The sequence below is a fragment of the Candidatus Methylomirabilota bacterium genome (assembly GCA_036001065.1).
Lineage (GTDB): Bacteria > Methylomirabilota > Methylomirabilia > Rokubacteriales > CSP1-6 > MNEF01.
The window spans coordinates 1-11,466 of record DASYUQ010000238.1; the positions used below are offsets into that span (position 1 = coordinate 1).

The 11,466-nt window shown below is 68.2% G+C and carries 10 protein-coding genes; 6 read left to right on the forward strand and 4 right to left on the reverse strand.

Features of this window, described 5'->3' with window-relative positions:
- The 6 genes from VGV13_22755 to VGV13_22780 all read left to right on the forward strand — a co-directional run.
- On the forward strand, positions 1 to 315 hold a 315-nt coding region (locus tag VGV13_22755; protein ID HEV8643898.1), incomplete at its 5' end, for a hypothetical protein.
- 26 nt (positions 316 to 341) lie between these two features.
- Positions 342 to 515: a hypothetical protein gene (locus VGV13_22760; protein ID HEV8643899.1), complete on the forward strand. Its 174-nt coding sequence runs from the start codon at positions 342 to 344 to the stop codon at positions 513 to 515.
- 119 nt (positions 516 to 634) lie between these two features.
- A complete protein-coding gene (locus VGV13_22765; GenBank protein ID HEV8643900.1) occupies positions 635 to 910 on the forward strand; it encodes a hypothetical protein in 276 nt (91 codons plus the stop codon).
- Between the two features lie 107 nt (positions 911 to 1,017).
- Positions 1,018 to 1,287, forward strand: coding sequence for a hypothetical protein (locus tag VGV13_22770; protein HEV8643901.1), 270 nt, complete (start codon positions 1,018 to 1,020; stop codon positions 1,285 to 1,287).
- Positions 1,288 to 1,300: 13 nt separating this feature from the next.
- Entirely contained in the window at positions 1,301 to 1,726 is a 426-nt protein-coding gene (locus VGV13_22775) for a hypothetical protein (GenBank protein HEV8643902.1), read from the forward strand.
- Positions 1,727 to 2,524: 798 nt separating this feature from the next.
- Positions 2,525 to 4,294 carry a cation:proton antiporter gene (locus tag VGV13_22780; protein HEV8643903.1) on the forward strand — a complete coding sequence of 590 codons (1,770 nt, stop codon included), beginning with the start codon at positions 2,525 to 2,527 and terminating at the stop codon, positions 4,292 to 4,294.
- Between the two features lie 28 nt (positions 4,295 to 4,322).
- Here the strand turns inward: VGV13_22780 and VGV13_22785 are convergent, their stop codons facing one another.
- The 4 genes from VGV13_22785 to VGV13_22800 form a co-directional block, all read right to left on the reverse strand.
- Complete coding sequence (locus VGV13_22785; protein ID HEV8643904.1) at positions 4,323 to 5,306, reverse strand: YihY/virulence factor BrkB family protein; 984 nt, start codon at positions 5,304 to 5,306, stop codon at positions 4,323 to 4,325.
- Positions 5,293 to 6,861 (reverse strand): DUF748 domain-containing protein, encoded by a 1,569-nt coding sequence (locus tag VGV13_22790; GenBank protein HEV8643905.1) that lies wholly within the window; start codon positions 6,859 to 6,861, stop codon positions 5,293 to 5,295. The genes VGV13_22785 and VGV13_22790 overlap by 14 nt, the downstream gene beginning before the upstream one ends.
- Before the next feature lie 25 nt (positions 6,862 to 6,886).
- Entirely contained in the window at positions 6,887 to 7,465 is a 579-nt protein-coding gene (locus VGV13_22795; protein HEV8643906.1) for a CBS domain-containing protein, read from the reverse strand.
- Between the two features lie 934 nt (positions 7,466 to 8,399).
- Entirely contained in the window at positions 8,400 to 11,426 is a 3,027-nt protein-coding gene (locus VGV13_22800) for a LamG-like jellyroll fold domain-containing protein (protein HEV8643907.1), read from the reverse strand.
- Between the last annotated feature and the right edge of the window lie 40 nt (positions 11,427 to 11,466).

Below are 11,466 nucleotides of genomic sequence, written 5' to 3' on the forward strand. Positions count from 1 at the left end.
GCGAAGGTCGTGCTGAAGAATAGCTCGGCGAATCAGACCGTCCGCCTCGTCGCCGGGACGATCAAGTACATCGACGTCCAGGGGCAGCCGATCAAGATCGAGGAGACCCGGACCGAGCCGACCCTCAGGTTCGCCACGTACGGCAGTGACCGGCTGGACCCCGGGCAGGAGGCCACCCAGTCGCTGGATGTGGACTTTCCCGCCGAGGCGCTGAAGGCGAAGAAGCTGAAGGAGATCCGCCTGGATCTCGCGTACATCCCGTCGCCGTACCGCGAGGAGACGGTCAACTTCATCGTGTCCATCGGCGGTCAGTGAAAGTGGGAACGGGCGTGCTCGCTCGGATGGCGACCACAGGCATCTACCTGGTGAGCGGCGTCTCCCGCGACCTTCAGCGGGCCGCGCGCGTCCGCGCCGTGAGCGAGGGGACGACGCTCCGCACGGTGCTCTTGAAAGCCTTGGCGGAGTATGCGGCGGGAAACTGGACACCACAGCCGGATGGCAAGTTGCCTGGATGACAGGATCTCCTTAGGCCTGACGCCTCATGGCTCGCCAGGGGTGAGCCGATGCCCTGCCGGCACCGCTCACCCCTGACAAGCCAGACCGGAACTTGACTGCAGAAAGGCGGGCACGCTTCATGCTTGAACACATCATACAAATGGGTCCCATGCTGGTCCTGGCCGGACTCATGGCCGGATGGGTGGCGGAGGCGGTCTCACGAGCGGGAGGCTACGGGTTCACTCACGATATGGTTCTCGGTCTCGTCGGGAGTGTGGTCGGGGGCGGGACGGTCTGGGTCGTAATCTCCAGTGAAGCAGGGATGCTGGCGATGTTCCTGATCGGTTGCGGGGGCGCTGCGCTCGCGATCGTCGCTCAGCGGAGGTTCTGGCGCTCCGCCCGACTGGGAACATGAGCATCATCGCGGCGCTGCGCGGATTCCTTCACGACCTGACTCCAGCGGGCGGGCGCGTTCTTCGCCGGAAAGAGGCGCGCCACAGAAGTCCCACGAGGAGGTCGCGGATGAGGTGGCTGATGGAGTTCTACAACGAGAGGCGGGGGATCTTGGCGCGTTACGGCATTGAGGCGCCGTTGGCAGCGGCGGCGGTACTGTTAGGCCGGAATGCGGTTCTCGCGGAGTATCCATCGACTCCGCGAAGAAGCTGGCTGAGCTTGTTCGAGCGGGCCGAGCGCGTCGGGGGTCAAGACGCAAGCGGGTGGGTCCTCTACCGGATCGTGAAGGACAACGGGCAAGGATCAACGGACGTCGCGCCAGCGCACGTTACCTCGTGATTAGCCTCATTGCGTGCTCACGTCGCTGGCCAAGCTGCTGATCGAGAAGGAGGTCGTGAGTCACGGGGCGATGCCCATCACCGCCGAATCGCAGGTGGACGAGACGATCAAACGCTATCCGAGCACCGGCCCGATCTTCCTCCAGCGTGGTCGCCCCTACGCCGCCCAGCGGGGGCCGGGGCTGACGCTCGGCGAGTACGCCACACTCGGCGGCCTCGCCATCGCACCGCTCCTCGAGCTTCTCAACGCGGCCGCGGAGGCGGAGCAGTTCGCCCAGCAAACCTCACGCAGCTCCCGGTCAGAAGGAGATCAGTCCGGCTGGCGGGAGCGGACTACGCCGATCGGCTCGATCGGCTACACCGAGAGCTATCGCGAGCGCTCTGGGGACGTCGTCGATGTGTCCGTGGTCTCGGTGCAGGAGGCGCGCGGCCCGGAGTAGATCTTCGGATCAGCCGGGTGAGTGCGGCCCCCCGATTTGAAGCAACGACCGGGGACGCCGTCCTGTCTCGTTCGGAGGTGGTCACCCAGCTCGGACACGACGGGTTTCAGCACGCCCCGGCAGCTTCAGGCTTTCCGTCGCCAGCAGGATTTCCATCCCTCCCGATCGTCGTCGAGTCAACACGCCGCTAATCGTGGATCCCGTGGCAAAAGCGTGCGGCGGAGTAAAGGCCTGAGCGCGATCGGTCGCCGGCTTCATCCGGCTAGCTGCTAGGGTGCGAAGCTGGTCAAAGCAGCGGGCGATTTCCCGTGAAGGGGCGGAGCAGGGGAGCCAACACCACTGCGCGAAGGAATGTTCTTGCCGCAGCCTGTCGAGGGTGAGAGGCTGGCGTTGGCCCGTAACAGCAAGCTCTCGGGGAGGGCGACTCATGGCGGTCGGTCCAGGCACACCGAGCCTCGAAGTGCAGATCGCTGACTTCCTCCGGTTGGAGCAGCCCTACACGTACTGCGATGCCTGTCTCGCCTTCGTGCTCCGCCTCGATGTCGAGGCTGTCCGACAGGCAGCGATCAGCATTGCGAGGGGCTTCGCGGGATACGCGCGCCTCGACGGAGAGTGCGACCAATGTGATCGGATGGCGGCGGTCACGTCCGCAGCGTAGCGCCGCCGGTCCCAGCCTGCCCGGGACGCCACCTTCTTCTGAGATCCCGCCGACCTGGACCGCGGACGGACGCCTGACGCCGGGGCCAGCGGGCTACCGAGGATGCGGGGGCGGTGGGGACCGCATGCTAGGCTGGTAAAATGAGCCAGGACCTGCTGCTCGCGATCGGCGTGAGCATCATCGCCGCCGCGCTCTTCGCCCTGCTGGCCCGCGGCGCCCGCCAGCCCCTGATCCTCGGCTACATCCTCGGCGGAGCCGTCCTCGGCCCCCACCTCGGGCTCGGCGTGATCACCGACGAGGCGAGCATCGAGCTGATCTCCGAGATGGGTCTGCTCCTCCTGCTGTTCATCATCGGCCTCGAGATCAGCGTGCCCAGCCTGGCCCAGGCCGGTCGCACCATCATGGTGAGCGGGCTGCTGCAGTTCCCGATCTGCGCGGGTCTGGCCTGGTGGCTGGTGGGCTCGACGGTGGCGGCCCGGACCCGCGGCCCCTTCGACGGGCTCTACCTGGCGATCGCGCTGAGCCTGTCCTCCACCCTCATCGTAGTGAAGCTGCTCTCCGACAAGCTGGAGATCGGCACCTTCGCGGGGCGGGTGACGCTGGGGATCCTGCTCTTCCAGGACCTGTGGGCGATCGGCTTCCTGGCCCTGCAGCCGAGCCTCAGGTCACTGGAGCCGGTACCGCTGTTGGGCTCGCTAGGGGCCGGCGTCGGCCTCGTCGCCACCTGCGGCGTGCTGTCCCGGCTGGTCCTGCCCCGGCTCTTCCGCTCGGTGGCCCGCTCGCACGAGCTGCTGCTGATCACCTCGATCGCCTGGTGCTTTCTGGTGGCCGGGACCGCCGGCTCGCTGGGGCTCTCCAAGGAGATGGGCGCGCTGATCGCCGGCATGGTCATCGCCGCCTTCCCCTACAACACCGAAGTGATCTCGCGGCTGGGCGGCGTGCGCGACTTCTTCGTGACCCTGTTCTTCGTGGCCCTGGGCATGAAGATCCCGGTCCCCTCGCGCTGGCTGCTCCTGCTCGCGGGCGCAACGGCGCTGTTCGTGGTCCTGAGCCGCTTCGCCGCCATCTTTCCCCTCTTTGCCCTGCTGCGGCGCGACACGCGCACCGCCGGGGTGGTGTCCATCAACCTCGGCCAGATCAGCGAGTTCTCACTGGTCATCGTCACCCTGGGGGCCGGCTACGGCCACGTCAGCCGCGACGTCGCCTCGCTCGTGCTCTACACGCTCCTGCTGACCTCCGTGCTCTCGACGTACACGATCCTCTTCAACCACGGGCTGGCCACCCTGCTGACGCAGGTGCTGGCCGGGCTCGGCATCCCCCCCTGGCTCGCCCAGCGCCGGAGTCCGGAGGAGGCAGCATCGTCGCTGCCACGGAAAGGGGGCGCCGGCGACATCTTCTTCCTGGGGGTCTCGCGGGAGGGCCTCGCCTTCCTCCGGCACCTCGAGCGTGAGCGGCCGGCCATGAAAGACCGGATCGTGGCCGTAGACTTCAACCCCGAGACACTGGAGCAACTGCGGGCCGACGGCGTCGAGTGCCACTACGGCGACATCAGCAATGCCGAGACGCTCCGCCACGCCGGGATCGAGCGGGCGGGCGTGGTCGTGTCCAGCATCTCGGACTGGCTGCTGCGGGGCACCGACAACCTGCGCCTGCTCCGACAGGTGCGGAGGCTGGTCCCGGGGGCGCGCGTGATCGTTACCGCCGACACCCTGGCGGCCGCCGAGCGGCTCTATACGGAGGGGGCGGACTACGTCCTCATCCCGCCCGCGTTGGCCGCCGAGCACCTCTACGACCTGCTCCTCCACGGCTCGGCCGAGAGCCTGGCGGCGGCACGGCGGCAGCAGGCCGACTCCCTCCTGGCCCCCCGCGGCGCCGCCCCTGACGCCCCGGACGGCGACCGCCAGCGCTGAGCGAGAGCCGCGAGTCGAGGGGCACGACTCATGACCGTCCCCAAGGTCTCGAACCGCCCCCCACTGCGACGCGCTTTGCAGGGGGGCGATCGTCGTAAATGACCGGGCCCCCCCGGCGCTCGGATCGACCCTGCGCTCGACGTCCCGCGGCCTTGGCGATTTCGGCGTCCACCTCGGCGCCGATGAGCAGCACGAGCCCGGTGAAATAGAGCCAGAGCATCAGGACAATCGCCCCGCCGATCGAGCCATACGTGACGTTGTAGTCAGCGAAGCGCGCGACGTAGAGGCGAAGCCCCGCAGACACCAGCAGCCACCCGGCGATGGCGACGACAGACCCTGGTGTCACCCAGTACCATCGCCGCCTCGCGACTGGGGCCAGGTGGTACACGAGACCGACGCCGATCAGGGCCAGGGCCCCCGCGGCCGGCCAGCGGAGCGCGTTCCACGTCACGGTGAAGAGCGGGCCCAGGCCGGCCATCCGGGCCAGCCCCTCGGCGATCTCGGGCCCCAGCACCAGCAGGATCAGCGCTGTCAGGATGAACGCCGCGAAGACGATGGTGAGGACGACGGCCATGAACCGCTGGTGCCACCACGGGCGCGGGTCGGCCATATCGTAGGCCGCGTTGAGCGCGGTCATCATGGAGCCCATTCCACTCGACGCCGCCCAGAGGGCGGCCACTGCCCCTACTGAGAGAAGCCCCCCGTGGGCGCCGCGCAACACCTCGGCGAACGTGCGGGCGAGCACCGAGGCGGCGTCGTCCGGCAGCGAGCTGGTCAGGTACTCGATCAGAGACTCCATGAGCCGCTCGTGCGGGATGAGCCCGACCAGCGCGGCCAGGAAGATCAGCATCGGGAAGAGGGCGAAGACGAAGTAATAGGACAGCGCGGCCGCGCGGTCGACCAGCTCGTCCTCGCCGATCTCGTTCCACACGCGCCTTGCCAGCTCACGGACCGTCAGGCCTCCGAGCCGCCAGGGCGAGATCGGCATCGTGCCGGCGTCAGCGGCGCCCACGCCGCACCTCGCGCTCGAATCCCGGCAAGATGGCCTTGAAGAAGGCGTTCTGGACCAGCCGGACCACGACCTCCCAGGTGCTGGCGCGCGGGTTCTGGACCTGGCCCGCGATCTCGGCCTTGGTGGCCACCTGGTCGCGGGGAGGGTTCTCGAGCAGCTTGGCCAGGCCTCCGACCAGCCGCTCGTAGACCTTTTGAAGCAGACGTTTCTCCCGATCCTGCTCGCGGTCGTATACGTCCAGGTTCCGAAAGAGGGGCTTGACGTAGCCGCTGATCTGATCGTTCTTGACGTGAAGCTCCGAGTAGAAGGAAAAGAGCCCAGCCACGACGTCGAACCGGCCGTGGGCCCGGAGCATATCGTTCATCGTCGGCATCTGGGTGTTCTCGATGCTGACGTTCAGGTCGAAGTCCGGCCCCGACAGCTCGGGCCGGAACGTGCCGGTGGCGACGGTGGCCCCGCTGCCCATGAACTTGCCGGTGAGGCGCGCCTGGCCCGTGCCCGCGGTGAAATGGTTGCTGACGTTCTCGACCTGCAGGTCGATGTCGGAGAGGAACGCGCGGTACTCGCGCCCGGAGGTTGCGTTCGTGAACCCGAGGTTGCCCTTCACGACCCGAAACCGGTCGATGCGGAGCTGGAGGTCCGGCCGGTTGGTGGCCTCCTCGGCCGTCCGGGCGGCCTTCTCGGTGCCGCGCTTGACCTGTTCGGCGGCCGGCGCGGAGTGGATGTAGTCACCCTCGATGTCGCGCAGGACCGCCTCGTGCAGGTGGACGGCCTTGATCTTCGGCGCGTACTCCAGATCGCCGCGTGCCGACAGCGTGCCCTTGCGCAGCGCGAGGTGGTAGCGGGCCAGGATCGGTTTGAAGTGGTCGAGCTCGATCCCCTCGAGCTGCACGACGGCCAGGATGCCCAGGTGGGGCTCGGCCAGGAAGTCCGCGCGCCCATCGAGCTTGATCCGCCCCGCGCCGAACGCGACGCCATGCAGCGTGAGCTCCGAGGGATAAACGCGGTCGCGCGACCGGATATTGCGGATGTTGGTGGCCAGGGCGTCGACCTGGGTCACCCGCAAGGGCTTGAACGGCCCTTCGTCCACGTAGGTGAACTCGCCCTCTCGCACCCTGAACTGGTTGATCTTCAGCGGGTACATCGCCTCCAGCGCGTCCTGCCAGCCGCGCTTGTCCACCGGGCGGTCGTCGGCGGCCTCGCGCCGGACATGGGTGAGGTCGACGTAGAAGGTGGGACGTACCATCTCGAAGTCGGCCACCAGGCGCCCTCGAATCAGAGCCCGCCAGTGGACCCCGGCGGTGATGCGCCCGATGCGGCTGACCGGGGGATCGGGATGGGCGTTCTGGGTGAGGAGGAGGTCCTCGAAGTCGATCGAGAACCCGAGCGGGTGAAAGTCCAGGCGACCGATGCGGACGGTGTAGCCGTCCAGCCGCTGGTTCATCTGATATTCGACGTGCCGCCGCAGGGGCTCGTCGATGAAGAAGCTCGCGACCACCGCGAGGACCACGATCGCCAGTACGATCGCCCCGGCCCACGCCAACCGTCTCCGCATACGGGCCTCCGCCGCGGTTACTCTGCTACTCGCTCCCATTCGAACAGAGGGCTGAGCCGGGCCAGGGCCAGCGCCCGTCCTCCGCTTGGGATCGCAGCGCCAGGGAGCTGAGCGTGATAATGCCAACGACGCGGTCTTCGTCGTCGACGACGGGCAGCCGGCCGACCTGGCACGCCGCCATGACCTGCATCGCGTGATGAACGTCCCAGGTGGGGCGGGCACAGACGACATCCCTCGTCGCGTACTCGGCGACCCGACTCGAGGGGTGTACGCCTTCCGCCAGCGCCCTGACCACGAGATCGCGGTCGGTGATGACACCGACGAGCGTCCCCGCCTCGACCACGGGCAAGATACCTACGTTGCTCTTCCGCATCTGCTCGGCCGCCTCCATCAACGTGGTCGACGAATCGATGGCGACGACATCCCCGACCATGAGGTCCTGGACCTCGCGGCGTGCCGAGCGCCGGCTCAGCGCCCAGGAAGTCACGATCATGGAGGCCGAGAGAAGGGCGAGCGCCGCAGTCCAGATCGTCTCGGCCTTCGACGAGGTTATGCGCTGTAAGGTGGGTTTGGCCGCGCGGCGGCCGCCGTCGGCGATCCGCATTTTCTCAACGAGGGGTCGTACGATTCTCTCGAGCGCCCCAACCGCCATGGCGATCCTCCTGTCTCCTGGCTGCGCTCCAAACGCGCACCATGCATGCAACATCCAGGCCTTTGACCGATGTGGAGGCGCCCGCCCTCGTCCTCGAGCTGCCGCAGAGCAATTGTTACGCGGGACCGTCCCCGGGGGTGAGACCGAACGTACTGGCCCGACGATTGCGAGGTCTGTTCGGCGTGATGAGGTTTGCGGGCCGAAGGAAGCGCGGGGCTGTGGCGTCGAGCCTCCTGCTCGCGCTGCTGGTGGCGGCGCCGGCAGGGGGGCCGTGTCAGACTCAACCGGCTGACGACAGCTCCCAAGCACGTCCTCTCCAGCACGGCGCCCAGCCGAATCCCCAGGACGTCCGTCCGGGGTCGGCCGACGGCGATCAACCTTCGGCGAGTGCGGGTCGTCTCGTCCGCCAGGAAAAGGCTCGCCGCATCCTGGGCCTCCCGGTCGATACCGCCATTCTGCTCGGCGCGGTCCTGCTGGTGCTCGTTGTGGTCGGCGGCGTCCTCGGTCTCGGCGCTCGCCGTCACCCCCGCGTACCCAACGACGTCGGCGGACGTTAGCATCGGCGCGCCGAGCGCGGGTCGGGCCACGACGCACAGGAGTGTCATGAACGAAAAGCGACGCCCGGGGAGCAGCAGCGAGCCCGGCAAGCTCGGGCGCGAGCGACCGCAGTCGGGCGGCCAGCAGCAACTAACCCCGATCCGAAATTCTTTTGGCGAGGAATGTGCGGAAACGCGGCGTCGGTAGCGGCCGTGGCCAGCGTGGGTACGTGCGCACCCACGTCCTCGTATAGAGACGCTGGCTGCGGTCGAACCATCTCCTGAACACCGCCCATGTTCGCGGCCATGTGCCGCTTTCACCTGCGAGCTTATTTCGGATCGGGGCTAAGTCACGGCGACAGAGGCGTCGTCATGTCACTTTGAATCTCGGCCTGGCTCAGCGCTCGGTTGTAGATCCGGACCTCGTCGATGCGCCCCTGGAAGTACTCGCCCCAGATGCCGTTGCCGCCGATGCGGAGGGGGCTGGTGGTCGCCACGATGGCCCCGCTCTGCGCCCGGCTTGCCACTTGGGCCCCGTTCACGTACAGGCGCAGGGTTGCGCCATCATAGGTGGCCGCCAGATGAGTCCAGACATTGGCGGTCAGGCGCGCGCCTCCTTTGAGCTGCTGCTCCACACCCCCGATCCTGATCCCCATCGCCGGTTGGTCGGCGCTGAGGCTGCTGGCATGCAAGAAGTACGCGATGACCGGGCTCGTTCCCTCCTTGGCGACGACCGTTCTCCACGCCGTGGGGCTCACCGTGGGATACACCCAGGCCTCGAGGGTCATCCCGGTGGTGAGGTCCAACGAGGCGGCGTCAGTCACCGTGACCCAGTCATTGACGCCATCGAAGGACAGCGCCGCGCCATAGCGTCCCAGCGGCGTCCAGGTGGCGCCTGAGATGACGCCGTTGTTGGCGTTGCCCGAGCCATCGCTGACGGTCGTTCCGGCCCCCGCGTTGAACGAGTAGGCCGCGACGAGCCCGTTGTTAGGTGGGGTGTAGGTCACCGTCAGCGTATCGATCGCCGGGTTGCCCACCGCGTCGCGCGCCGTCACCGTCAGCACGTTGGTGCCGGGCTGGAGCGCGATCTCGCTCACCGACCAGTTCGACCAGTTCGTCGTGCTCGTCGCGCTGCCGCTCCCCCCGCGATCGTTCGCCCAGGTGACCTGCGTCACCCCCACGTTGTCTCCCGCCGTCCCCGCCAGGGCCAGCGGACTGCTGCCGGTACTGTAGGTGGCGTCCGTCGTCGGCGAGGTGATCGTCACCGTCGGCGGCGTCGCGTCGGCACCGCCGGCCACGCTGTAGGTGATGTCATCGATCCCGAGATTCCATCCCGACGTGAAGGTCACGGTGATGACGGTCGACGCCAGGGCCCAGCCGGTAGTGACGAGCTGCATCGAGCCGGTGGGCACCGTGCGCGTGAGCGTCTGGCCCCGGTCGTCCGAGAGCGTCAGGGTGCCCGCGCCACTCGTGAACACCCGCAGGCTCGTGAGAATCCGCGGAGCGGGGGAGAACCGGAACGTCCGCGACGTCCCCGATGAAGAGGCGAAGAAGATGTGGTTGGTGGGATCGACGTTGTAGGCGCCCTCCCATCGCCACTGTCCCGTTCCGAAGTCGATGCCCTGAAACACTCCGTTCAGGAGGCTGAAGGACGATCCGGGCGGCGCCGGGCTATCGAAGTTGACCGTCGTGGTCTCCGGGGGGACGGTGACCGTGAACGCGTCGGCGAGCGAACCGCTCCGAGCATCCGGGTTCGTGACCGTCACGGTACGACCGCCCAGCGCCGCATTCGCCGCGACCGTGATGTTCGCGGTGAGCTGTGTCGACGAGTTCACGGTGGTGCTGTTGACGGTGATGCCGGCGCCGAAGTTCGAGGTCGCCCCGTTCTGGAAGTTCGTGCCGGTGATGCTGACGTTCAGCGTGGCCCCGCGGGCTCCGGAGGCGGGATTGACCCCGCTCACCGTGGGCTCACCGGGCAGGAGCGCGTTGAGCGCGTCGAGCACGCGGATGCGGGGCTTGGTGACGGTGCCGCCCGGCCGTGTGTCGGTGATCGGCAGCCCCGTCTGCTCGAGGGCCGTCAGGATGTCGGTCACCGTCGCGTTGGGCGCGCCCTGCTTGAGCACCGCCCAGGCGCCCGCCACGTGCGGCGTCGCCATCGACGTGCCCCGGGCGTCGGCGAAGAGGCCGCCCGGATACGACGACGTGATGACCTCGCCGGGCGCGAAGAGCCTCATGAAGGAGGCGACGTTCGAGAACGAGGAAACCTGGTCGGTCGTGTCCGTCGTCGAGCCTACGCTCACCGTCGTGGAGATGCAGGCCGGCGAGCTGAGGGAGGTGGTCGAGCCGTTGTTACCGGCGGCGACGACGGTGGCGATCCCCACCGATCGCAGGTTGTCGATGGCGGGCTTGTACGGCTCGCTGTCGCAGGGCGAGCCGGAGAGCCCGCCCCCCAGGCTCAGGTTGGCCGACGCGAAGTTGCGGGCGGCGCGCAGAACATACACGCGCTCGAGCCCGGCGATGATGTCGCTGGAGTAGGCCATGAGGCACGGCGCCGAGGCGGGGGAGCAGTCGGAGGAGCTCGTAAACTGCGAGAAGACCTGGACGGCCATCAGCGTCGCGCCCCGGCCGACGCCGGAGAACGGCTGGCCCGCGCCCCCGCCGTGCCCGGCGGCGATCCCGGCCACATGGGTACCATGCCAGCACCCGTCCACCCCGGTACACTGAGCCCCGGCGCCGGTTCCGGTCTGCTGGTCCTGGCCGTTGGGGCAGAGCGTGACGCTGACGCCGGGCACCGTGCTGGAGTAACAGGCCTCTTCGATGACCTTGCTGGTCTGGAGCGGATACTGGCGCAGGAACGGGTGCGGGGAATCGACGCCCGTGTCGAGGATGGCGACGGTCCAGCCCGTGCCGTCGAAGCCCCGGGCCCACGCCTGATCGGCCTGGACGAGCGGCCCGCTCTGGGCCAGGGTCGGTCTCACCAGCGCGTCCTCCATGACTCGCGTGACGACGAAGCTCGCGGCCTCGAGTTCCCGCAGGGCCTCCGGGCCGATCTCGAGCGCGAGGAGGGGGATGCTCTCGTAGCGATGGACGACGCGGTGCCAGAACGAGGGGAGCCGGGAGAGGACCTGGACCTGGCTCGCCGAGATGTCGCGGCGCTGCGCGGCCGCCGCCGCGGGGGTTGCCAGGCCTTCGGGAATGTGCGCGCCAAGCGGCATGCGCAGCTCGACGATCACGCGAGCGCGGCCCTCGCGATGCACGCGGTCACGGACGCGCTGCGCCACCGCGTCGGGGCTCGCGCTCGCGGGCGTCGGTGGCAGCCCGTCCGACGGCAGCAGGGCAAGCCACACCAGGCTGGAAGCCACAAGCGCGCGCCTCATGGGCAATTTTAGGTCCTTCCCGGTGAGAGCTTCTTGAAGA